Genomic DNA, 24,704 nt, shown 5'->3' on the forward strand with positions numbered 1-24,704 from the left:
GTGATGCGAGCAACCAGAGTTGCTCGTTTTTTGCATCCAGTAATAATCCACTTTTTGAATCCATTACCATTAATTATACGTATATATAAATATATTGTGTGCTTGATGCGAGATTAGTTTAAAGAGAACAAAAGGATATGTAAGCGAAAGGAGGAAGCGTTATGGAACTATACTTCAGGGATAACTTTTTTAACGCGGGTTACACCGAGATTATGAATCCGAATCAGGAACAGGCCGGGCATCTGGATTTGAAAAGTGTCTTTGGTTCTTCGCTCGATGTATCGGATAACACGGGATTGGTCTGCAGCGGCAAATTTCGCATGTTAACGAATCGTTGGGATATCACTGCAGCAGATGGGAGACATCTGGGTGTGCTTCGGCCCAGATTTAGTTTTTTTAGTAAAAAGTATGAATATGACGCAGGATCACGAGGTACATATGATGTGTCTGCCCCAGCATTTTCGCAGGAATATGATATAAGTGGCAGTGGTGGCCGCATCGTGGCCAGTTTCCGTCGCACCAGCGGCTGGTTTAGTTCAGGCGCATTTGTATTAGATAACCAGTCTGAACAACTGGACACGTATGAATTAATTGCAGTGGTCATGGGCGTGCACGCGATTAACAAAAGAAGGAACTCGGCAGCTAGCAGTGGTGGAACGTAGTACATGAGCGCATTAACCGTCATCTTAGCAAAGGCAGTCCCTTCAAGACTCGCTTAACCTTGTTCATAGCAATGTGTTGGACACTGGAAACGATTTTAAGTGGAACGGAGTAAAGCTGGTTGCCACTTCACGATATTTTTACGAGCAAACAGGTATACCAAAAAGGTTTGGATGAGATTATCCAAACCTTTTTGGTATATGGGTTTGCTTTTGAGCAATAGTTATGGTTAACCCAATCTTACAAAATCATTGACCATCGGCTTTCGCAAGGGAGCCTTCCTCACGTTGGCGGTGCTGAACTTCATTGGAGTGTTCGGAATGCGTATCAGGATCTTTTTCCGCATAACGGGCTAATGCCTTCGCAGCTGTTTCCGACATTCGCTCCCGCAGCACTGTGTGGTCAGCAATTCGAACCCGTTTGCCGAGAAAACGCATTTTGGATAAGACGTAATCCATCTCATTGCGCGGAACGGTCAGCTCGATCCGATATGTCTGCTTGGCTTCCAGGTACTCGACCTGTTTTTCGAAGCAGGAGAATGCATAGAGGATTCGGGACAGTTCCTGATTGAACTCGGGCAGTACGTCGATGGTGATGGTCGTTTTACGCTTCTCTGTTATCACAGCAATTCGGGCAGTGTAGCCAGAAGCGGTATCCGGTTCAACCGGTTGGGCTTCCACGGTAACGATGCTGTGCAGCTTGGTCGACATTAGTTTGTCGAAGCGAGGCGCATACCAGAGCACGTACCATTCTTTTTTGACCATGGAATACTCCAGTTTGTACGGGAAACCAAATTCATCATGGCTCGTGCGTCCATTGCGGACGCGACCCGTCATGCGAAATCCCTGATGATGCAGAATGATTAGCCGTAACTGTCGAAGCAGTGGGTGAGAGACATTATTTTCTTCGCTTTTGGCTTTTTCAGTCAGGTAATCCTGAAGGTTCAGGTCCTGCTCACCATTCAGCATGTTGTACATTTTATCCAACGTTACAGCGCTCAGCGCTTCTCTCGCAGCAGGGTGATTCAGCATCATGCGAAGCCAGGCCCGTTCCTGTGAGGTCCAGGTGAACAGTCCTGTTTCATTCAGTCGTGTCATCATCTGGTAATTGAACATCTTCTCGAACAGGTTCATAATATTCCGCAATCTCCTTCCATTCCTTGATCATCTCTTGGCGTAGTCTCTGAGGTGCGATTACTTCACAGCTTGAGCCAAAACTCCGCAACCACGGTTTGATCTCAGTGGTACCGTTGACCTGGATTTCGTAGAGAAAGGTATGATCCGTTTCGGGTATAATTTTGCCCCATTGACCTTGCAGACGAACCCGATCCAGAATAAAGTTGCGCTGACCACGCTCCGGGTGGAAAAAGCGAGCTTGAACCGTCACGGTATTTCCCGTATCCACGAGCCAACTGTAGCGACTAATGTCGGTCCACTGCTGCTTCAGTTCAAGCATGTATTGCTCTTCTACTGAATCTTGTTCCTCCAACTGTGTTATGCCTTCCATGCGGAATTTCACAAAGCCACGGCGGCCCTGATATCCAATTACATACCAACGACCATACTGATGGTCATAGATCACTTCAAGGGGCACGATCCGGTTGGATCGACCACCTGCTTCCCGTTCAAAGCGTGGATTCGTATTCTGTGAACTGTAGCTGGATGGTTTTTTCGGTGAATAGTATAGGAACTGCACACGTTTACGCTGACGAATCGCACTAAGCAGCGTGTAGAGATGAGCTTCGTCCAGGATACGAGAATAATAGTGATACTTATAGATATAGGGCTCGGTAGCTTCTTCTTGCGGGAAACTTGCCGTAATGGCTTTTTTTAAACTGTCGCGCAATAAGTACCCCTGTACGGAAGGAACCTGGGTGTTCGCCATCATATCCACAAAATCATACAACTCCAGCTGTTCCTCCACTGTTAATTCGGTAAGGACGTCCTGTTGTAAAGCATATCGATACGGTCTGCCACCCGGCTCTTTTCGGATAACCCCAACCTCTTCCAGATACTTCAGATCGGAACGAATGGTTTTCTCGTCAGGTAACGCCAGATCCTCCGGCAGATCAGCACAGCAGGCGTCCAGCAGTTCCATCGCGGTCAGGGTTTTATGTTGTAAGGTATGCAAAAGGACAGAAAGCCGCTGAACTTCAGTCTCTTTCATCGACTTGGCGCGGAAGAGGAAGAGCAACATAGGCTCTGCCGACTCCCCGTATTGGAAGCGGACGAGATCTGCCATTTCCCGGCTTGCTTCGGCACCTGGGCGTTGGTCGGCGACGGTCTGCATGATTTCTTTTAATCTGCGATTGGTTTTATCAAAGGTATGTACGGATATGCCAAGCCGCTCGGCATATTGTTTGCGGTTATATGCACCGCTTGTTAGGGATAACATGCGTAAGAACTGAATTTCTTTGTCAAAACTCTCTCTTGCCATGAACATTCACTCCTCGTTATCCCTTCATTGTAGCAGGATGAGCGGAAGGTTTCATTTTAAACTTATGAAGATTGACTCCATTTCAGAAAATGATTCGTCGCCATACTTTCGCCATGTTCGCGTGCAAATGTGTGAGGCATAATAAGGTTGTGAAGCGGGGCAGCAACAAGCGCTGTGGATCAAGGTTCCGAGGCGCCAGGGAGGGTTACTTCGACTGTTAATCGACCAGGTCGTTGGTTCGAATCCAATCGCCGCCGTTCATGGCGGTGTAGCTCAGCGGTAGAGCGGGTATTATACCTTCCCACCTTTTTCCTCGGACCATTTTATTATGAAAGAACAGCAAATAGACTCACACCGGGAGGTCATGAGTGATGAGCAGAGCGAAACAATTATTTAATCAACCTCAGCCAACGACACGTAATCATGGGGGCTACGGAGCCTATGAGCGATTGGTGGAGGAACAATATATACAGATGTTGATGACCAATACATTGAACAATACTTTTTATGCAGATACCCAGCAACTGATGGACGATGCGATGGTCAGTCATCAGGAGATGGCTGAGGTCGATGCAGGGTTTATGGTGCGGGCGCTGGTCTATGCTCGTAATGAAGGTTTGATGCGGTTACAGCCTCTATACGGGCTGGCACTGCTGTCCAAAGTGGACCCAGATCAGTTTGCGAAGATATTCTCCAAGGTGGTACAGACACCGGCTGACTTGGCCGATTTTCTGACGATTCTAAGAGGAACTGGTCGGGGACAGGGCGGGCGAGCGGTTAAGCGTCAGGTGAGTCAATTTTTGAACGGCATTACTGAATATTGGGCGATCAAATACAACGGGCGTGGGCGTGGATACAGTCTGGGCGATATGATCGCTACAGCACATCCCAAGCCGATAGATCTGAAGCAAAAAGCCTTATTCCGTTATTTGCGCGGGCATGAGGTGGATCTTACGGAACTTCCGCAGTTGCAGGCGCTGGAAAAGCTGAAAGCTATCCCAAACCCGGCAAGTCGGATGCATCTGATCGAGAAAGGTAAACTCCCGTATTCGGTGGTCACCTCGATCATGCAACCGACACGTACGGTGTGGGAGGCGTTAATGTCTCAGATGCCGACCTTTGCATTGTTGCGCCATCTGAATGCAATGGATCGGGCAGGTGTTTTTGAAAAATCGAAAAATATCGATTATGTAACACGTCGTTTAACGGATGCAGAAGCCCTGCGTAAGTCGCGCATCTTGCCTTTCCGATTCGCCAGTGCATATGAAATGATTGCGAGAGAAGAGTTGCGGGATGCTTTGCGGCAAGCGGTGGAGCTATCCATTGGCAACCTGCCAACGCTGCCGGGAAGAACGGCCATTTTCCTAGATCGCTCCGGTTCCATGCAAGGTGACTATTTGCGGATTGGTTCGGTGCTGGCACTGGCACTATATAAACAAACAAGAGGTAACGCGCTGTTCTGGTTATTCGACCATATGGTTGAAGATGCTCGTCCCAAGATGGATGAGAGCATCCTTTCCCAAGCTCACCGTATTCGCGCACAAGGTGGAACAGACACGGGTCGACCAGTGCGGGAACTTCGGGATATCGGAGAAAAAGTGGATCAGATCATTATGATCACCGATGAACAGCAGAATGAAGGCAGCCCGTTATATGCTGAGCTTGAGCGATATCGCCGGATGATGAATCCGGAGTTGAAGGCATTTATTGTGGATATAGCACCTTATCAACAGGCCATGGTACCGCCACGGGATGGCAAAACCTTTTACATCTACGGTTGGAGTGAAACGGTATTGACGTATATTGCCGAGACTGTGGCAGGATATGATACACTCGCGAACCGGGTGAGAGAGATAGAGATTTAAATTGGGGAATTTGGAGGGGACGGACCATGACCTACGTTCATGAAGAAATGAGAGATACGATCAGACAACAGCTGAAGCAGATTGAACAGGAGGAGCAGGTAAGGATCATCTATGCCTGTGAATCAGGTAGCCGGGCGTGGGGATTTCCTTCACAGGACAGTGATTATGATGTGCGTTTTCTGTATGTGAGACCGCTGGAATGGTACTTGTCGATTGAGGATAAAAGGGATGTTATTGAACGTCCGATCAGTGACCAGCTCGATATCAATGGTTGGGATCTACGCAAGGCGTTGAAGCTGTTTCGCAAATCAAATCCACCGTTACTGGAGTGGCTGCAATCCCCCATTCAGTATGATGAACAGTATAACGTGGCACAGCATATCCGTGCACTGTCGCCTTTGACCTTCTCGCCCAAGTCCTGCATGTATCATTATCTGAATATGGCAAAGGGGAACTTCCGCGATTATTTACAAGTGGACCAGGTGAGGATTAAAAAGTATTTCTATGTTCTTCGCCCCTTACTGGCTTGTGGCTGGATTGAACGTTATGATGCGATGCCACCTATGGCATTTGAAGAGCTTGTACAAGAACTTGTACCTGCGACTACACCGCTATATACGGAGATTCATGAATTGCTGCGCCGGAAAAAGGCGGGTGAGGAACTGGATCTGGAGCCGCAGTTGCCAGCAATACAAGCTTTTTTGGCGGAGAAGATCGAGCATTTTGAACGACTGGCTGGCCAGATGGAGAATGAGCGGATTATTCAATTTGAAGAATTGGACCGGATTTTCCGTTTTGCATTACAAGAGGTGTGGGGGAACAATTAGGACGTTTCTTCTCACCCAGGCAAGCGATTCGATGATGAATGTCCGCGTCCGAACGTTTTATAGTCCAGGTCGGCTGGCTGATTGTGACGAATTGCAATTGCTAGGGAGAGTATGTTCTAAGGAACACAGGACGTCTTATATGGCCTCCAGGGTGCCTTTTTAAAATGTAAGGAACATGGGACACGTTATTGTCCGAAAAAGTCGGATAAAAGGCTGGAAAATGGCGGTTTAGCCCCATATAGCGTGACTTGGGTTCGTTAGGTTTCAAGGGGGCTTCTCATCATGAAATAAGACGCCAGCGATTCGTTAGCGCTCCATCATGCACTTGTGCTGCTTTGGCTCAGGGACGTTTAAGTACGCTTGGGCTTTCAGCAGGTTTGAAGACACTATCTAGTGCGTGACAACATTTTTCATATATAAGGAGGAGAACTGATGCATCTGATCTTGAAAGCAAGCGGCGCTGACGCGGGGGTTGTATCCCATTTATTAGCGAAGAACCCGCTGAATATATATGACCGCGTAGACAAAGGCGTGCGTGTAAGAATGGTGTACACCACGGCTACAGAGAACGAAACAGAAGTACTAATTCATGCCGAGCCTGATCCTGTGGATCTGGTCAGAGGTACACCTGATGGATATGACATAACGCAATATATCAATGATCGTGAGTTCGTGACCAGCAGCTTGTTCTGCTCCTACATACGTGGGGCGCTAGGGACGGCCTTGAATGGTAAGCCCAAGGAAGACTATGTGCAATGGGTAGGGCATGCTTTCGAGTTGGAACTGACCTTTGGCCCAGTGGCTTCCGATCTGCCGGATCGAGTTGTGGAAGAATTATTCTCGCCATTAGGATACGCCGTTTCGGTGGAGCGTGGAGAACTATCGTATTCATTTGATCTGAAAAATAAAAGCACGGTTCGCCATATCATCCTGCGTGGACGTAATACGGTACAACATGCACTGCGTCAGCTTTTTCTACTGATTCCAGTGCTGGATAATTACAAACATTATTTCATCAGTGAAGATGAGATCGATAAAATCAAACGGTATGGTGAAGGGTGGCTGGATGCTCACCCACTGAAAGAACTCATTGTGAAGCGTACGCTACGATTTGCCGAACTGATTCGGCAGTATGAGCGACAAGAGGGTGCTTTGTCTGCGTCTCTTGGACAGGAGAGAGGAATATCTCAAGTCTTGGATACGGTTATTCAGGAGAATAAAGCAGGGCATCAGGAAGAAGGAGAACAAGAGCACCTGGGGTCCGAGTCCGATAGCGATGAGAAGCAACTGAATGCAGATTCTAGAGGTCCAGGTGAAGGTACGGATGCAGATACAGAGATAGAAGATGGTGATCCCAAGATTGCTGATGTAGATACAGGTACAGCTGGAGGAGATGGCGGGCAATCTGAACAATCTGAACCTCTTGTGCGGTTAAACGAGTTGCGTTATCGTGCGATTACAGATGTGATTGCAGCGTTGCCAGTCAAACGGAAGATTGTTGATATGGGAGCGGGTGAAGGCAAGCTGTCTGCCCGTTTGGCGTACATTCCCGGTGTGGAGGCAATTCTGGCCGTTGAACCTTCCGGTCAGTCGCGGCTCCGGGCTATGGAGCGCTTCGCGAAGCTGGAGGGTCGTTCTGGAGTGGTGGCTATGCCGGAGCCAATCATCGGTTCACTGTTTTATTTTGACGAGCAGATGCAAAACCAGGACGTTATGATTCTGTGCGAAGTGGTTGAGCATATCGAGGAATATCGTCTGAACGGAATTATGGATACAATCATGAACGATTATCAGCCAGAAGTGCTGCTGGTCACTACACCAAACAAAGAATATAACGAAGTGTATGCAATGGAGCAGGAAAGATTCCGTCACCATGATCATCGCTTTGAATGGACTCGTGCGGAGCTGGCTTCCCGGTGTGAGGAATGGACGCAGCACGGGAACTATGGCTATGAAATTAAGGGTATCGGTGAGCATGTAGAGGGCTATGGACAACCTACCCAACTGGTCATTTTTGAACGGAGAAAGGAGAGTCTATCATGAGTGGAAAAACGGGTTCTAGCGAAACAGCTGGTGTGGGCAGAGGACAGCTGGATCGGGAAAGTGGGACAGAGGAAAGACAACGCGAGATTCGTCTGCCTCATGCAGGTATCGTTGTTCTTGTCGGCCCGTCCAACAGTGGAAAAAGTACACTGCTGGATCGTCTCGTTGCAGAAAGTGTCATTCGCCGTACAGAAGCCATCTCGTCAGATCAATTCCGCATGCTGGTTGGAGATGATGAGTATGTGGATTGGAAACAACGTCCCCGCAGCGAAGCGAATGTGATCTATGCGGAGTATCAGCAAGTATCGGCCAAAGCATTTGAGGCGATGGAGGCGATGCTGGCAACCCGCTGCCGTCTGAACAAGCTGACCTGGGTGGATGCGACACATCTGTATCCCGAGGATCGCGAGCGCCTGATTCAGCTGGCAAGGAAAGCTCATGTGCCGGTAATTGCTGTGGTGCTGGATATCCCTGAAAAAGAGCTACTGGAACGTGATGCCCGGCGGGAGTATCCGCGTGGACGTCAACGGGTGAAGCAACAGGTACAGCAGTTCAAGCGTACATTACGCTCGATCCGTGAGGATGGCTTCGATGCCAGTTATGTGCTGAAGCAGCCGGATGAGATTACGTTTGTCCGCACATCCAATCCACTGGTGACCGACATGGGTACAGGTATTGATATCATCGGAGATATTCATGGCTGTTACGATGAAATGATGGAAATAATCGTGCGTCTCGGGTATGTGGACGAGGATGGAAGTGGTCTGTACCGTCACCCTGAAGGAAGGAAATTGGTTTCCGTTGGTGACGTAACGAGCCGTGGGCCAGAATCATTAAATTGTCTGTTGTTCTGGCAACGGCATTGTGCCGCCGAGCTCGCCTACATGATTGACAGTAATCACGGTTGGAAGATCGCGCGTTATCTGGATGGTCGTGACGTTACGTTGAGTCATGGTGACGAACGGGTGGAGATGGAACTGCTACAGTTTGAGCGGGAGCAAGGCCAAGAGACAGCAAAGCGAGTACGTGCAGAGCTTAGGGCATTTCTGCTTGATGCACCATCTCATCTGGTCTTTTCCCGGAACGGGGTAAGACAGGTGGTTGTAGCACACGCGGGAATTCGAGATCATTTTATCGGAAAACAGTCCAAACGCATTCAGGATTACTGCCGATATGGCGATGTGGAGGGTACGGATGAGCAGGGTCGGCCTGTGCGCAAGGATTGGTACGTGGATCACAATTCGGGTGAATGCATCGTCTGGGGACATGATCCCCGTCCATATCCTACGATTGTGAATGATACGGTCAACATTGATCAAGGTGTCGTTTTTGGTGGCATGCTCACTGCTTGGCGAATGCCAGAACGTGAGGCAGTCAGTGTTCCGGCGAAGCAGGATTATGCTGGAGATCCGGATAGTCCATTAAAGCGCTGGGAACAGCGGCGTTTTGCTCCGCCCAACATACGTAAGTTCAAGGAGGGTTTCACGGTTCAGACAGCATCCAAACTTGATGTGTCTGTGCACGGTGAGGTGGCGAAGACGGCAATTGATACGTTTTCCCATTATACTGTACCGCTGGAAGAACTGATTTACATCCCGCCTACGATGAGTCCGCCGCCGGGTGTCTGTTCTGTAGAGGGATATCTGGAGCATCCACAGGATGCGTTCCATTATTATCGCTCACAGGGCGTTACCCGTATGGTTGCCGAGAAGAAACACATGGGCAGCCGGGCCATTTTGCTTCTTTTCCGGGATGAGCAAGCTGCGGTGCAGCGAGTGGGTAGGCCGATGTTGGGGAACATTGTGACCCGGACGGGCCGATCCTTTTTTGACCCTTCGACAGAGCAAGATGTGCTTTCCAGATTACATGCGGACTTGACCGTAGACGGTTATTTTGATCGTCATCAGACGGAGTTTGTATTGCTCGATGCGGAGATTGTACCTTGGAATCTAAAGGCGCGTGAGCTGATTGCTTCACAATATGCACATGTGGCTGAAGCCTCCATGATGGATCGCTCTACGGTGCTGGACAAACTGCGCGAAGCTCAAGCAGCAGGTCGTAACGTAGAGGAGTGGTTGCAGGAAACAGTAGGTAAACTCACTAATGCCGAAACGTTCCGCGATGTATTCCAGAAATACTGCTGGGATGTGGATGATATCGGGGACATTCGGATTGCGCCGTTCCATACACTTGCACATAGCACGGGAGCATTTTGGGAGCAAACACATGAATGGCATATGGAACAAAACCGTGAGTTCGCCCGGATGTCGACCTTGATGATGGAGACGGAATATCGCGTGATCGCAAGTGAGGCAGATGAAGCGGATGTCATTCGTTGGTGGGATGAGATTACGGCGGAAGGACATGAGGGGATTGTGATCAAACCCGAAACATTCCGCGCCTGGAATAGCAACAAAATCATCCAGCCTGCGATAAAAGTACGAGGACGTGCATATTTGCACATCATCTATGGTATGGATTACCTGGCACCCGACAATCTGTCCCGGCTTCGTAAACGCAAAACGTCCAAAAAAGAACGTCACGCCTTAATGGAGAGTGCTTTGGGCATGGAGGGGATCGAGCGCTTTATACGCAGAGAGCCAGTGGAACGAATTCATGAATGCGTGCTGGCGACGCTTTCGCTAGAATCAGAGCGAGTAGACCCGCGTTTGTAAACTGTTATGTGAAAATAAATTTTGTTATTAACCTATATTGTATGGGTAATTATGGTATGATACTCTGGCCAAACTAATTGCTGGAGGTTATCCGTATGCGTATCAAATTAATAAGCAGTTTGCTTGCCATTTTTATGATTTTTGCTACTGTTGCATCTGCCCATCCGGGAAGAACAGATGCAAATGGGGGACATACCTGTCGAACCAACTGTGCAAAATGGGGGCTGAAACAAGGGGAATATCATTATCACAACGGAGGTTCTTCTTCGAGTTCCAAATCTTCCTCTTCAAGTTCATCCAGTTCAGGAAGTACCAAGAAAAGTAATAAGTCTTCAACGGCAACCCAAAAGAAAGCCACTCCTAAACCAGAATATATCAAGTCTGCTATTCAGGTGAAGGTGAATGGTTCCAAGGTTATTTTCACCGAGTCTCCAATTATAATGAATAACACGAATCTCGTACCTCTGCGTGAGATGGCCAAAGCAATGAAAGCCAAAACGTCTTGGGACAGTAAGACTCAGACCATTACCGTTACCAAAGACAAGTACAAGCTAATCTTTACCTTGGGCAGTAAAAAGGTGAAGGTTAACGGGAAAGAAGTCACCCTACAGGCAGCACCCAAAGAAATTAAGGGAACGACGTACATTCCCCTCAGAGTTTTGGTAGAAGGGCTTGGGGCATCCCTCACTTCTTCTGGTAATACGCTGACGGTGAAAGTCAAATAATAAGAATAAGAATTCATAAAGAAGCAGGTTCGGAGTTTATCCGACCTGCTTTTTTTTGTATATGAACTTCGTTAAAGCGAAACCTCATCAGGCCATTTTACTTGGCGCTGCAACTTTTGACATGACCCGGATCAGTCGGTATGAGCAACGGCGCGAATCTCAATCAGTTGATGAGGGAAGGCCAGACAAGATGTCCCAACCATCGTAACAGCCGGACGATGAGTACCAATGTACTCTTTATACACAGCAACACATGGCTCAAGATGCTCCTGCGGGTGAACCAAAAAAATCTCCAGTTCAGCAATGTTCGACTTGGTCACGTTAAATCCTGCGAGCACGCGATCCAAGTTATCCAATGTCTGGCGGACCTGTGCTTCAATATCATCGACACCAATAAACGTCCCCTGCATATCATGCGAAAATTGACCTGCAATGTAGATCGTACCGTTAATGCTGTATCCCTGAGCAACGCTGAATGCCTCTTCCCACGGGACCCCGTGGCTATATATTTGAGCTGTAGTCATAAGTTTCTCTCCTTTGAAAATTCAAGATATGGTTAGTATAAACGGAGAAAAACGACTTGGGCAGTACGCACTTTCATGACAGTGACTATCCATTGGGATAGTGTAAACACGGTGTTTGTGAGCCTAACGACTCATTTCAGAGAATCTTTATATCAGGATATTTAATTTAGGTATAACTAACTTAAGTCCTATATCCTTCCACTAGAATCTGGGTAATAATTATAATAGGCAAGTGATTAATGGAATCTCATAACGTAACGATAGGGGGTAACCTGTATGGCATCTGTGATTCTGCTGGTGAAACAGACGGAGGACGATGAGAAGGTTATTTATCGCTTCGGACCGAATGAGCGAAAGATGGGGCTCATTGAGATGAATAAGATTAAGGAAAGTGTGAAGGAACTGGAACCTGTCCAGGTGGATGGGGTAAGCCCGAGTTTTTTCTTTAACCGAGCCGCGCAGCGACTGGTACGATGTTTATTCAGGGAAGGCGGCAAGTTCCCGGAACGAACGACGTTTGAAACATAGTTTCAGCACCGCAAAAATAAGTCCACAACCCTGCTCATGGGTCATGGACTTATTTTTCATTTCAGAACGTTTTGGCATAAGAAATCAGTGCTGTTATCGTGATGATGTTAAGCAACGTTGAGATTAGCACCGTCTGGGCTGCAAAATCTGGTTCGTTATCGTATTCTTCTGCGAGAATGGATGCGTTGACACCCGTCGGCATACCGGAAGCGATAATAAGTGCCTGTGCAGCGATACCTTCCAACCCAAGCAGTAGCACAATTGAAATCCCGATAGCCGGGCCAATCAGAAGGCGCAAAAATGTGCTAATATACACATCAAGACGGTACAGTTGAATTGGATATTTTACAATCTGTGCTCCGAGCGTCAGAAGCGCCACGGCAACCATACTTTGCTGCGCATAGGTCAGTGGCATGGATAGGAACGTAGGCAAGGGAACCTTCCACATGTGTAACAGAATCCCCAGCAAGAGCGCATATGGAACAGGCATTTTAAGAAATCCAATAATCACGGCACGGTAATTACCTTTGAGCTTCGCGCCCTGAATGGACAACACGCCATAGGTAAATGTCAGTAATGCCTGCAAAGACATGACCAGTGCCTGAATGGAAGAGGCGAGTGGATCCCCGCGGAATACCAGTGCATTGATGGGCAGTCCATAGTTGCCTGCATTATCCAGCATAATACTGTTGTTGAAAGCAGCCTTCATGCCTTTATTCATCCGAAGTGAGCGCGCAAATACAGAACCTACAATATAGAGAATCAATACATATATCGCGTAAAAGAGTGTCACGGTCCCAAGCAGTTCGCCCGACATATCCGAGTGGTACATGCTCATAAAGACGGCTGCGGGGGTAATACAATAGAAATTGATTTTGGCGAGGGTGTACAAGTCCAGCTTGAACACCTTTTGCATCCAGGACCCGACGGCGATCAGGAGAAAGACGGGCAGGACGACTTCAAGCATGATGTCTGCAATCATTAGTTCAGCTTCCTTTTTCATGAAAATTTCAATCCGATTTCGAAAATACTTTGCTTATTATATCATTTTATACACACACGAAAGATGTAATTAGCTAAAAAAGATAAGGGGGCTTCCCATCATGATTCCAGATCATCTGGATGTTGGTTTATCGATATTGTTTATTGGTTTCAATCCGAGCATTACGTCTGGAGAGACGGGTCATCATTATGCTTACAAAGGAAACCGGTTCTGGCGCATCCTTGAACGGTCGGGATTAACCCCGCGTTTATATGATGCACAGGAGGATGGAGAGTTGCTGAAGCTGGGATATGGATTCACGAATATTGTGGCCCGTCCCACCAGAGGTATGGAGGATATTACGAAGGAAGAGTACGCAGAAGGACGACAGATTTTACGACAAAAGCTGGAGGAATACCGACCAGACATCGCCTGTTTTGTCGGAAAAGGAGTGTACACCCAGTACAGCAAGCGCGCCAAAGTGCAATGGGGATTTCAGGACGACCCGGTCGTCAAGGAGATTCAGGAGTTCGTCGCTCCGTCGTCCAGTGGACTCGTGCGCATGTCGATGGATGAGATTGTGGCGATCTATTCACAGCTTGCTGATTTTGTTGCGGAGAAGAACAGGGAAGATTAGGAGGCAAGTAAGGCAGGAAAGGTAAGATAGCAGGAAGAGGCTACCACGGAATGTGTGATTCGGGTTGCCATAAAGTTCACCACCAAACCTGTAGAGAATGTGCAGCGGCAATTACAGAATGTTGGTACGCAGAGTTCACCCAGTCGGCTTTGGCGATAAGGGCGAATTCTTTTTTTTGGATAAAGTGAGAGGTTTCGGGAACGGCTTCCGTCTATATAGTACAGAACCATGCATGGAAGCTGTGGAGAAGGGGGATTACATGAATCAACAGATACCGGAGGAGGAGCTTATTCAGCGTATTGTTGCAGGGGATAAGCAGTTGTTCTCCGTGCTAGTGGATCGATATAAAAATAAAGTCTACGGCATCATGCGCGGAATGGGCGCGAGTCATCCGGATGCACAGGATCTCGCTCAGGATACGTTTATTCGCATCTATCGTTATCTCCCTTCGCGGCGGGAGGGAAGCAGTTTCTCGTCGTGGGTGTATACCATTGCGGTGAATCGGATGCGGGATTTTATACGGGAAAAGAAACCCGTCATGTTCCCGGTCAATCAGGGGATCGAACCTGTCAGTAATGAAACACCTGAAAAGCGTGTGCTGCATAAAGAGATGCAGCGTGAAATATATCGACAGCTCGAACAGTTACCTGAATCGTATCGCCTGGTGTTATTACTGAAGTACACAAACGAGTTGAGCTATGAAGAGATTGCAGACATTACAGGCATGAGTTCAACCAAAGTGCGCAACGCCCTTTATCGCGGGAAAAAAACGCTGAGGAAGCAAATGGAACGCAAAGGAGGTTTAGCTACGTATGAAGCCTATTTCAAAGGATGAAGATCGGTTGTGGGAAGAGCACCTGTTCCGTGAGGAGCCGGATGCGGATTTCACGCTTAAGGTCATGCAGAAGCTGGATGGCGTGTCCATGGAAAGTGTGGAAGAAAAAAGTCCATTCGTGAAAAAATCTATGAGAGCACATTGGATGCGCCGGACTGGAATCGCCGCAGCGGCAGTTGTGATTCTTGCCGGAGGGGCCTGGTATGCTTTTGATCACACAGCAGAGCCAGCGCAACCCGCGGTAAATGCTGTAGATCGTCTGCCATTGCCTAACATACCTGTGCCTGAAGAATTGAAATATTCCTATTTTGCGGATGATTATAAACGTCTTAAACCTCTTGGACTTGTGGTTAATCCGGATATCAATATCAATGACCAGGGCTACACGCTTAAAATTGAAGACGTGCTTGTAGACCGATCTCATATGGTAATGACCATGCAACAAACAACACCTGATGGATTAGGGGTATCACGGTTTCTGCCTGAGTTGGGGAGAATTCATGTTACGGATGAAGAGGGGCGACAGGTTGCCACTCTTGCAAGAGATGCAAGAACAAAGGGCCCTCTAACTGAACGATTGTTATTCCAGTTTCATGATGAAATTCCGGATCAAGTGGTCGTGCGGGGTGAACTGCGTAATTTAAATGTGGGCAGATATTATGATTACGAGAAGAAATCCTACGAAGATAGAGATGTTACGGTGGATTGGAGCTTCAAATTCAAGATCGATATGACCAAAGCCAAATCATTGGCTGTTGAAAATTCTATGGATAACACATATACGACGCCAGAAGGACTAAAGCTTGATATGACACAGCTTGTACGCACGCCAAACGGAACTCGGCTTGACCTGAATGTGAGTCTGGATGATGAACTTCGTGCCAAAGTTGATGAGAATTGGGCGAGCTATATGAGTATCATCTACCATCTTGAGATTCCTGAAACAAATGAATATCGAATTTTCAATGGAATAAGACCAGATGCCCGTCAAGCCAAGTTCCAGCTCCAAGATCAGAGTGACTTAAGGAACGGTGGGCCGTTGAAGTTGTCAGAGACATGGGACCCTGCGTTGGTAACGGTAGATGCGAAGAACATTCGCTTTGTTCTGGATGGTTACACCCTGCCGGTGAAAGAAGAGAAATCAGTGGAAGTTGACCTGAATAAGAGGCGTAAGGACACGAATTTTTATACTTTTGCACAATTTGAACAGCTTGGAGATAAAATATTATTCTATGATTTTGAGTACGAGCCACTGATGGAATCGTATGATCCTCCGAAGATTGATGTAAAGGAAGGGTATTCACTAGTTCTGAAGGGGAGTGGGACGTTCCGAAATGCTTTCATGGGTGATCGCTGGGTTGCAGTAGATTCGGATGGAAAAGAGTATCCTGTTGAAGTGAACGGTTATCCGGATCAACCTAATAATAACGGTGAATACGTTGAAGATGATCTGCAATTAAAAATTCGGGGGTTTAACGAAGAAAAGGGTACAAAATTCACTTTGAAAAGAACCGTAGTCAATAGAGAGTATCGTGATGTGAATTGGGAAGTGGATCTTCCGTCGTACGATAGCCTGCCTTGGCTGAAATAACCACTAGTACAATTCCTCAGACATGAAGTAAATGAAGCTTCGAATGGATGATATAAGGATGGGTGGATGGATCATCAGATTTAAGTGTGAATGTACAGGAATATAAGGATATAAGCCTAATATACGAAAAAGGCCCTGCATAATATGCGGGGCCTCTTTTGTATGCACCAGACTTATGGGACAGCAAGTACCTAACGAATTCATCTTCAGAAAAGAGCAGTACCTTTTCCGAATTATGCCGATTCCCTTGGAATCAACGTAGTCGATAACATAATCGTCTCTTTCGGCGTTCCCGGGCGTTCGATCCGGCGTTGTAAAGCTTCAACGGCACGCTGTCCGAGTTCCTCTTTGCACAGGTTAACCGTGGTCAGGGGCGGGGAGGACGTAACGGCAGAATGTACATTGTCGATACCGATGACAAGACAATCTTTAGGCGTGGAGATGCCCATCTCCTTTAATTTGTGCATCCACTGCAAGGCGATATCATCATTAACACCAATCCAGGCATCAGGGCGCTCGTCCTCTGGCATGTTTTGAATGGTGGTAGCCAATTGGTTAACCCATTCGCCGTTCTCATACGGAATATTCCATTCTCTGAGGCTGGTCGTATGACTGGTGTCCACATGGAAATGGTTCAAGGCCAACTCAATCCCGATCTTCCGCTGCGCGAAGCTGGCAGCACGACCATCATCTGTGATGAGGCCGATCCGTCGGCAATTCAGAGACATTAGATATCTAGCCACGGTGATGCCAGCTTCCAGATTATCATGGCTGATCGTATCACAATTCAGCAGGGGTTCCTGATGATCTACCAAAATAATAGGCCGACCCGTCTGAGAGAGTCGTTGCAGAACCGTATGCGGGAAAGCTCCCATGACAATAATCCCGGCACAACGTTCCCAGTCCAAGTGAGGAGCAATAGCTTTTTCGGGTGAGGTGTTCTCGTCCGTCACTCCGAGTGAGGGAGATACAATGGCATGATGCCAACCACGCTCATTACAGGCGGAGATCATGCCTGACAGAACACGTTGCCAGTAGTGGGGTTCACCGCGGTTGAGCTGATTCATGCATATGAGAGCAAACGGTGGATCGGACGGATCTGCATGGTTTGCAGTAGCAGAACTATTGCTAGTACCTGGAGTACTTTGGCGATACCCCAGTGCCCGAGCGAGTTCCAGAACCCGTGCGCGTGTTCCTTCACTGACACCCGTCTTGCCACTGAGTGCGCGGGAGACGGCATATTTGGATAATCCGAGCTGGTCAGCCAGCGTCTGAATGGATACTTTGCGTGACATATCATTACTCCTTCATTTGACGATCATCTTCTGACACAGTACACTTACAAATAATAATGTTATTATAAATTATCATAACAAAAATAACAATATAGTTATAAGGAGACGACATCCATGGAACAGTTCAGATTACCGAAAATCCCTATGCCGCATCTGGAATTGCCGCAAGCTGTGCAGGATATTCTGACTGAGGCGGACGAGCGTTTGCAACATCGACCGAGATTGCTGACTCAGTTTCGCAATTGTTTTCCGAATACACTGGAAACGACCACGAAGCTACTGGAGGATGGGACAACCTTTGTGATTACAGGGGATATTCCCGCCATGTGGTTAAGGGATTCGGTAGAGCAGGTTATGCATTATGTTCCACTTGCGAAGGATGATGAGAAGTTGCAACGTATCATTGGAGGGCTGATCAAACGTCATACGTTCTACGCTGATATGGATATCTATGCCAATGCGTTCAATGAAACAGCGAATGGATGGCATTGGGATGCCAATGATGAGACGGAGATGTCGCCCTGGGTGTGGGAACGGAAGTTTGAATTGGATTCCCTCTGTTTCTCCATGAAGTTGGCTTATGCATATTGGCAGGAGACTGAACTTACGGATATATTTGACGAGCGCTTCAAGAAAGTAATGGAGAATATCGTACACCTGTGGGAGATAGAACAGCATCACACAGAGCAATCACCTTACCGGTTCATGCGCCGTAATTGTCCTGCCCATGATACGCTGCGTAATGAAGGATTGGGTATGCCGGTGAATTATACGGGGATGATTTGGTCCGGATTTCGTCCGAGTGATGATGCCTGTGATTTTCATTATAATATTCCGGCGAACATGTTCGCTGCGGTAACCTTGCGCCAGATGGGGGAGATCGCGAAGTGGGTGTTCCGGGATGAGCAGCTGGTGAGTCAAATGGCTCGTTTGGAAGAAGAAATACGACATGGCATTTCCCTGTACGGTACTTACCGTCATCCGGAGTATGGACAGATATATGCCTATGAGACGGACGGTTACGGCAACTTTTGTCTGATGGATGATGCGGGCACACCTGGACTGATGTCCATACCGTATATGGAGTATGCTTCGATTGAAGACAAGGTGTATCAGAACACACGTCGATTTATTCTGAGTAAGGAAAATCCGTTCTATTATGAAGGGAAGGTAGCCAAAGGTATTGGCAGCCCCCATACCCCTCCGGGATACATTTGGCACATGGCGCTATCGATGCAGGGTCTGACCGCAGACAATGACGAGGAAATGCTGGCGATGATTGAACTACTGGAAAACACGGATGCGGGTACCGGATATATGCATGAGGGTTTCCACGCCGATGATCCAAACACGTTCACTAGACCATGGTTTGCTTGGTCCAACAGCCTGTTCTCGCAGTTGGTGTACAAGGCAATGAAAAAAGGGATTATATAAAATGATGAAAGTTCAAAAAAAACTCTCTGCTCGCGAAGCAGCCGTTCCGGTTACGAATCGTTCTTTTGATCGCTGTTATCCCCGGATTTCCTGATCGACTTTTGTAAAGTCGAAATCCGGTGATAAGCGTATGCTTCCGATGCAGCTTTCTTTCAGAAAGCTTTTAGGCGAACACTTTGCTTCTTCAGAATCGATTTCGTCCCCTACACTACTTTTACTATCGAGCGCGACTGTTTTTGAACGATATCATTTTTAGAATAGGTGAGTAGGTAAAAAAACAAGAAAGCCCAAACTGCTGAACTTTGCAGTTGGGCTTTGTTTGATATGAAAAACACAGGCGCTTTGCTATGTGTTTTTCAGTAGATCGGCGATGAAGACTTTCTGGCCTGTGTGGGCGCTTTCCAGGGAAGCGAGGACCATGGCCATGCTGAACTGGTTATCACTGCAATCGGTCTCAGGCAGTCGGCCGGATTCCAGTGCGGCGAACATGTCTTCGAGACAGCCGTGATGACCTGTTTTGTCCATGACAGGCAGTTCCGCTTCAATCCGCTCACTTGGCTGGAAAAAGGATGGTTTTCCATCAGCATCCAGGCTTTGCGAGGTAACTACTTCAGCATAGATGTCATCATGACCATCCCAGATGGCGGTTCCTTTTTCACCGATTACGCGCCAGCTTGCTTCCCATGATGTGGGTACACCTTCTGCGCACCAGGACCCGCGATAGTTGAATACGGACCCGTCGGACATCTCAAATATACATAACGCCATCGCATTGCCCTGATACCAGGAACCTGGAGGATTGAACTCATGGCAGTACACAGATACCGGGTTGGCTCCGAGAATATACCGTGCCTGATCAAACGTATGTATCGCCATATCGAGCAGCAGTGGACTATCCATCAGATCACGGAATCCGCCGAAGTGTGGCCCGAGGAAAAAGTCAGCCCCTGCGTAACCTACCTGCCCTATAGCTCCGCCGGAAATGAGGTGCTGGTAGGCGCGGATACGCGGATCGAAACGACGATTCTGCATGACGGCTTGAATGTGTCCTGTGCTGCGAGCGGTTTGCACAATATCTGTGCAGTCGGAGAAGGACTCTGCCAGTGGTTTCTCGCCAAATACATGACATCCTTCCTTCAAGGCCGTCATGGCAATGCCGTAATGACTCGCCGGAATCGTGACATCAAATACGATATTTGCACCAGTTGTTTGAATGGCTTCACGGATATCGGTGAACGCGGGGCAGGTGAGGCCATGTCTTGTAGCAAAAGCAAGGGCTGTCTGTTCATACAGATCGACCAGTCCGACGATTACTGTATCTGGCCTTTGCAAGGCATAGTCCGCCCACGTGTTTGCCATGGCACCGCAGCCAGCAATAATTACCCTATAAGGATGAGTCAAGTTCTCATCTCCTTTGCATGGATTGTGTTATACAGCTCGGATGGTTTCCTATACCGGATTGGGCACAAAATCGCCGCCGCGGCATTGTTTCAAATATCGCAATGCATGCACCTGTCCGGTCATTTCGAGTTCGTCTTTGTAGACGGGATCATGCCAGCCTTCAATATCAATCGTGCCCTGATAACCGTTCTGGCGCAGAATGGTGATAATGTCTGCCCAGTTGTTATCCCCGAAGCCGGGTGTGCGGTGCCAGACAAATTCACGTGGGCCATGCACACCGTATTCCTTGACAATATCCCAGGCAATCGTGGCATCTTTGCCATGTACGTGGAAGACTTTGTGAGCCCATTTGCGTAGCTGTGGAATAGGATCAATCAGGCTGGACATTTGATGACAAGGCTCCCACTCCAAGCCGACATTTTCATCCGGAACAGCATCGAACATCATCTCCCAAGCTGTTGGGTTATGGGCAATGTTCCAGTCTCCCGTCTGCCAGGTTCCACCCATATCACAGTTTTCAAAAGCAATCCGTACACCCCGGTCTGCTGCCCGGCGTGCAAGTTCACCAAATACTTCCTTGAACCGGGGGATGGACTCATTAATGGGTTGATCGGTCAAACGTCCGGTGAACCCGGAGACGATATCTGCACCGAAGAGCTGTGCGTGATCGATCACTCGCTCCCAGCTTGCCAGTGTATCGGCGTTGTCTCCGGCTCCTGTGAGCGGATTACCAAATACACTCACCGCGGAGATGACAATACCTTGTTCGTCTACGATTTCACGGACACGTTTTGCTGTCTCTGCCAGGTCCAGATCACCAGTTGTTTGCCAGAAGGTCAGGTTAAATGATTCGAAGCCGTGTTGCATGATCTGCGGGATAACGCGGACGGCGTCCTGCCCGCCTACAAGGGTACCGATTCGTAATGATTTATTCATGGTTGTATTTCACTCCAATATTGGCTTATAGTACTTCGTGACACACTCATTATAGCCGTGGATTAAAGGGATGGCTCTAAACAATCTTGTGTAATAATAGTCGGATCTTGTGAAGAGGGGGAAGAAGTCGTGCTGGATCTGAAAGCGCTTCACGAAAATACCCGAATTGACCATAAATCACATCCATTTCAGCTGTTCCAAAATCGGTGTTCAGATATGAAAGCGGAAGAATGTATTCTGTATTTGCATTGGCATGAACATTTCGAACTGATTGTTATGCGCAAGGGCAGTGCGCTGTTTCATATTGATAGCAAACCTTATGTGGTTCGAGCAGGTGAGGTCATCATTATTCCTGGAGGTACATTGCATGTCGGATATGCTCTGGATGAGGGGGATGTGCATTATGATTCCGTTGTAGTTAACCGTGCACTGTTCCATGATTTCACTCATGATCCTGTGCATGAGCAATATGTCGCGCCGTATCTGGAAGGAAGAGTGAGATTTCCAGTCAAACCGGCAGAGGAAAACACAGCCTGCACAGGCTATTATTCTTTGCTGAATGAAGCCGTAGAGGAAATGGCGTTACAGCCCCCGGCTTATCAGCTCGTGGTGAAATCCAAGCTGCATGCCTTGTTCACCCTGCTTGCGCGAACCTTTATGCCGCAACAGCTACCGGATAAAACGGTCGGATCGTATTTTCCAAACCGCGAACGCTTCAAGCAGTTGATTGCACAGATTGAAGCGGACCCCACAGGTAAGATGTCTGTTACGGAAGCGGCAAGTCATGTGGGATTAAATGCGTATCACTTCTGCAAAATGTTTAAAAAGCTGACCGGACGTACCTTTGTAGAATACGTGAACGGGTGCAGGATGAGTGAGGCAGAGCAACTGCTGCAAGGCAGTAGCCTGACCATTACGGAGATCGCCGCCAGAGTAGGCTGCGACAATGCCAACTATTTTACGAAGTTATATAAACAGTACAAGGGAGTAACTCCTTCCGGGGGGCGAATGAAGAAACAAGTCTGAGTCACAAAAGTCCGCTGCTCATCGTCATGTATGCATTAAGCGGAGGGGATTGATGTACATGACAGAGCATCATAATGAACCAGTATGGGATGTTATCATCATTGGAGCAGGCATTGCCGGTTTAACCGCCTCGATTTATCTGGCCCGTGCAGGAAAGACTGTACTGTTGCTCGACAAAGGGGCTCAGCTCGGAGGACGCGCTATCTCAAATGAGATTGCGGGAGCACGCGTAAACTTGGGGGCTCATGCGCTCAGTAAAGCAGCGTTACCCATTCTCCATGAGGTAGGCGTCACACCTATCGGATCAGTACCGAAACCGCCAGATACCTTGGTGTTTGAAGGAACAAACGGCGGGAATAAGACAATTTCCCTAGCGCAGCTCTTGCTCGGATCGTTTTTGAAATGGAGAGAGAAGTGCCAGCTTCTTCGGTTCTACAGTTCTCTCCGAAAGGTAGATACATCCGTTTTGCATAACGTTAGTTTGCAGACTTACCTGGAAACCCTGGTATCCAGTCCACGTGTACGTAGTGTCGTATTTGCGCTTGTTCGTTTGAGCACCTATTGCGATGCTCCTGATCAGGTAAGTGCTGGCGCCGTCATTGAACAACTCAAACAGAACCAAGTATTGTATATAGATGGAGGTTGGCAATTCCTCGTTAGTCGGCTCACAGAACAAGCTCAGCAGGCGGGTGTATCCATCCGCACAAGCTCGGTCGTACGAGAAATTGCCGGAAGTTATCCTCAGATGATGGTTTCCTTAAAAGATGGTTCACAGTTGACGACTCGCCACCTCTTATCAACGGCTGGCCCATTGGATACTTTAGCTCTGCTTAATCCTGCTCTTTCACCCATTGAAGCCAAACTGTATCACAAGTTAACTCCTGTTCGAGCCGCATGTCTGGATCTCGTCGTGTCCGGGATGCCTCAACCGAAAACAAAATTTGTTTTAGGCGTAAATCATCCTTGGTACTACTCCAACCATTCCGCCGCGGCCTCCTTATCAGAGAACCCTGTATATGAAGTTGTGCATGTGATGAAGTATTTGTCGGAATCATCAAAATCGGATCCAAGGCAGGATGAAGACGAACTAAAGGGCTTTCTCGATTTGATTCAGCCGGGGTGGCGCGAGCATATCATTAAGCAGCGGTTTCTTCCACGAATGCTTGTCTCACATGGCAGTGTCACAGCTGAGAACGGAGGTCTCTCGGGTAGACCTGGATCTGAGATCACAGGAAGACCGGGGCTCTATGTTGCTGGCGATTGGGTAGGGGATGAAGGGATGCTGATTAATGCCTCTCTGGCGAGCGCAAAACGGGCTGCTCAAATGATAATAGAAGGTAGAGGAATAGATAAGGAAGGAATACATTATGGAGATTGAATTGGTATACAGGACATATAGACCCCTTCTTCTTTCTATCGCATATCGTATGCTGGGATCTGTCATTCATGCTGAGGATGTGGTTCAGGACGCATTTGTAACAGTACAGCAGCAGGGTATTCATAAAGAGGGTAGCTCTGTTCGGAACCTGAAAGCATACTTATGCAAAATGGTAACTAACCGTTGTCTCGATTACTTGAAATCAACACGTAAAAAAAGGGAACTATACGTCGGGACATGGCTGCCGGAACCTCTGGTGCAAAATTATAAGGCTTCTCGAGAATCCGTTTCAGCGGTGGAACATGATCCACTTCAAACGATTGAACTGGAAGATACGATTTCGTACGCCTTCCTGGTCATGCTTGATCGGCTAACCCCAATTGAGCGCGCGGTATTTATTCTGCGAGAAGCTTTTGAATTTGATTATGGCGATATAGCAGACTTCTTGAACAAGACGGAGGTCGGCTGCCGGAAAATATACAGTCGTCTTAAACGTAAAATCCAGGACGAGCCGGAAGTCGAGTTGACTCCCAGCGTTCAGTCCGAGCAGCTTGCGCTTCGTTTCCTCCAAGCCACGTCGAGTGGAGACATGGGAGGACTATTAAAAATGCTTTCCCACGATGTCGCCTTGTACAGTGATGGTGGTGGTAAAGTTGTGGCAGCAATTAAACCCGTTACATCAAGCCAGCGGGTGCTAGCGTTCATTCAAGGGCTCTTATCTAAAGGGGACAGCGCTGGTATTGTACGTCTGGTCAAGGTCAATGGACAACTAGGATTTGTATTAAGCAGCCCCTCTGAGGCATTCCCGACTGTGGTCAGCCTAGCTTTTAGAAACGATTGTGTTGAGCGGATCTATATCTTGCGTAACCCGGATAAGCTGCAACATCTGAATTTAGGTTAAATTGA

21 protein-coding genes are annotated in these 24,704 nt (G+C 47.8%); 14 read left to right on the plus strand and 7 right to left on the minus strand.

The annotated features are described in order from the left end of the window. Window positions 1-161: 161 nt before the first annotated feature. The gene (locus tag MHI48_RS05850) at window positions 162-662 is read left to right on the plus strand and encodes a hypothetical protein (protein ID WP_076329454.1); all 501 of its coding nucleotides are present in this window, start codon (window positions 162-164) and stop codon (window positions 660-662) included. A gap of 246 nt (window positions 663-908) precedes the next feature. On the opposite strand, the gene MHI48_RS05855 is transcribed toward MHI48_RS05850, so the two are convergent. Continuing rightward, window positions 909-1,793 (minus strand): WYL domain-containing protein, encoded by an 885-nt coding sequence (locus tag MHI48_RS05855; protein WP_076329455.1) that lies wholly within the window; start codon window positions 1,791-1,793, stop codon window positions 909-911. Continuing rightward, complete coding sequence (locus tag MHI48_RS05860) at window positions 1,741-3,096, minus strand: YafY family protein (protein ID WP_076329456.1); 1,356 nt, start codon at window positions 3,094-3,096, stop codon at window positions 1,741-1,743. Before MHI48_RS05860 ends, MHI48_RS05855 begins: the two co-directional genes overlap by 53 nt. A 371-nt stretch (window positions 3,097-3,467) precedes the next feature. On the opposite strand from MHI48_RS05860, the gene MHI48_RS05865 reads away from it, so the two are divergent. The 5 genes from MHI48_RS05865 to MHI48_RS05885 all read left to right on the plus strand — a co-directional run bounded on the left by MHI48_RS05865 (window position 3,468) and on the right by MHI48_RS05885 (window position 11,231). Then, complete coding sequence (locus MHI48_RS05865; protein WP_076329457.1) at window positions 3,468-4,961, plus strand: TROVE domain-containing protein; 1,494 nt, start codon at window positions 3,468-3,470, stop codon at window positions 4,959-4,961. Window positions 4,962-4,987: 26 nt separating this feature from the next. Then, window positions 4,988-5,788 carry a nucleotidyltransferase domain-containing protein gene (locus MHI48_RS05870; RefSeq protein ID WP_076329458.1) on the plus strand — a complete coding sequence of 267 codons (801 nt, stop codon included), beginning with the start codon at window positions 4,988-4,990 and terminating at the stop codon, window positions 5,786-5,788. 432 nt (window positions 5,789-6,220) lie between these two features. Then, entirely contained in the window at window positions 6,221-7,831 is a 1,611-nt protein-coding gene (locus tag MHI48_RS05875; protein WP_405143382.1) for a 3' terminal RNA ribose 2'-O-methyltransferase Hen1, read from the plus strand. Continuing rightward, window positions 7,828-10,506, plus strand: coding sequence for a polynucleotide kinase-phosphatase (locus MHI48_RS05880; RefSeq protein ID WP_083677550.1), 2,679 nt, complete (start codon window positions 7,828-7,830; stop codon window positions 10,504-10,506). The genes MHI48_RS05875 and MHI48_RS05880 overlap by 4 nt, the downstream gene beginning before the upstream one ends. Window positions 10,507-10,601: 95 nt before the next feature. Further along, window positions 10,602-11,231, plus strand: a complete 630-nt coding sequence (locus MHI48_RS05885; protein WP_036606441.1) for a copper amine oxidase N-terminal domain-containing protein — start codon at window positions 10,602-10,604, stop codon at window positions 11,229-11,231. 131 nt (window positions 11,232-11,362) lie between these two features. On the opposite strand, the gene MHI48_RS05890 is transcribed toward MHI48_RS05885, so the two are convergent. Then, a complete protein-coding gene (locus MHI48_RS05890; RefSeq protein WP_076251277.1) occupies window positions 11,363-11,755 on the minus strand; it encodes a RidA family protein in 393 nt (130 codons plus the stop codon). A gap of 276 nt (window positions 11,756-12,031) precedes the next feature. On the opposite strand from MHI48_RS05890, the gene MHI48_RS05895 reads away from it, so the two are divergent. Next, window positions 12,032-12,283, plus strand: coding sequence for a hypothetical protein (locus MHI48_RS05895; protein ID WP_036606446.1), 252 nt, complete (start codon window positions 12,032-12,034; stop codon window positions 12,281-12,283). 61 nt (window positions 12,284-12,344) lie between these two features. Here MHI48_RS05895 and MHI48_RS05900 read toward each other — a convergent pair whose 3' ends face one another. Then, window positions 12,345-13,265 carry an AEC family transporter gene (locus MHI48_RS05900; protein WP_017690279.1) on the minus strand — a complete coding sequence of 307 codons (921 nt, stop codon included), beginning with the start codon at window positions 13,263-13,265 and terminating at the stop codon, window positions 12,345-12,347. A 121-nt stretch (window positions 13,266-13,386) separates the two neighbouring features. On the opposite strand from MHI48_RS05900, the gene MHI48_RS05905 reads away from it, so the two are divergent. The 3 genes from MHI48_RS05905 to MHI48_RS05915 all read left to right on the plus strand — a co-directional run bounded on the left by MHI48_RS05905 (window position 13,387) and on the right by MHI48_RS05915 (window position 16,328). Next, window positions 13,387-13,902, plus strand: a complete 516-nt coding sequence (locus MHI48_RS05905; protein ID WP_074093801.1) for a mismatch-specific DNA-glycosylase — start codon at window positions 13,387-13,389, stop codon at window positions 13,900-13,902. Window positions 13,903-14,161: 259 nt separating this feature from the next. After that, window positions 14,162-14,737 (plus strand): RNA polymerase sigma factor, encoded by a 576-nt coding sequence (locus MHI48_RS05910; protein ID WP_076329460.1) that lies wholly within the window; start codon window positions 14,162-14,164, stop codon window positions 14,735-14,737. Then, complete coding sequence (locus MHI48_RS05915; RefSeq protein ID WP_076329461.1) at window positions 14,715-16,328, plus strand: hypothetical protein; 1,614 nt, start codon at window positions 14,715-14,717, stop codon at window positions 16,326-16,328. Before MHI48_RS05910 ends, MHI48_RS05915 begins: the two co-directional genes overlap by 23 nt. 233 nt (window positions 16,329-16,561) lie before the next feature. Here MHI48_RS05915 and MHI48_RS05920 read toward each other — a convergent pair whose 3' ends face one another. After that, a complete protein-coding gene (locus MHI48_RS05920; protein WP_076329462.1) occupies window positions 16,562-17,623 on the minus strand; it encodes a LacI family DNA-binding transcriptional regulator in 1,062 nt (353 codons plus the stop codon). Window positions 17,624-17,737: 114 nt separating this feature from the next. Between MHI48_RS05920 and MHI48_RS05925 the strand changes: the two genes are divergently transcribed. After that, a complete protein-coding gene (locus tag MHI48_RS05925) occupies window positions 17,738-19,057 on the plus strand; it encodes a glycoside hydrolase family 125 protein (RefSeq protein WP_076329463.1) in 1,320 nt (439 codons plus the stop codon). 345 nt (window positions 19,058-19,402) lie between these two features. Here the strand turns inward: MHI48_RS05925 and MHI48_RS05930 are convergent, their stop codons facing one another. Beyond that, a complete protein-coding gene (locus MHI48_RS05930; protein WP_076329464.1) occupies window positions 19,403-20,458 on the minus strand; it encodes a Gfo/Idh/MocA family protein in 1,056 nt (351 codons plus the stop codon). Window positions 20,459-20,506: 48 nt separating this feature from the next. Next, window positions 20,507-21,394 carry a sugar phosphate isomerase/epimerase gene (locus tag MHI48_RS05935; RefSeq protein ID WP_076214488.1) on the minus strand — a complete coding sequence of 296 codons (888 nt, stop codon included), beginning with the start codon at window positions 21,392-21,394 and terminating at the stop codon, window positions 20,507-20,509. Between the two features lie 129 nt (window positions 21,395-21,523). Between MHI48_RS05935 and MHI48_RS05940 the strand changes: the two genes are divergently transcribed. From MHI48_RS05940 to sigJ, 3 genes are read left to right on the plus strand one after another with little or no spacing between them, the layout of a single operon-like run. After that, a complete protein-coding gene (locus tag MHI48_RS05940) occupies window positions 21,524-22,420 on the plus strand; it encodes an AraC family transcriptional regulator (RefSeq protein WP_076329465.1) in 897 nt (298 codons plus the stop codon). 58 nt (window positions 22,421-22,478) lie between these two features. After that, complete coding sequence (locus MHI48_RS05945) at window positions 22,479-23,798, plus strand: NAD(P)/FAD-dependent oxidoreductase (RefSeq protein ID WP_076329487.1); 1,320 nt, start codon at window positions 22,479-22,481, stop codon at window positions 23,796-23,798. Further along, on the plus strand, window positions 23,788-24,699 hold the full coding sequence (sigJ, locus tag MHI48_RS05950; protein WP_076329466.1) for an RNA polymerase sigma factor SigJ: 912 nt from the start codon (window positions 23,788-23,790) through the stop codon (window positions 24,697-24,699). Before MHI48_RS05945 ends, sigJ begins: the two co-directional genes overlap by 11 nt. The last annotated feature ends 5 nt before the right edge of the window (window positions 24,700-24,704 follow it).

The sequence above is a fragment of the Paenibacillus sp. FSL H7-0942 genome (assembly GCF_045040715.1).
GTDB classification, from domain to species: Bacteria; Bacillota; Bacilli; order Paenibacillales; family Paenibacillaceae; genus Paenibacillus; species Paenibacillus amylolyticus.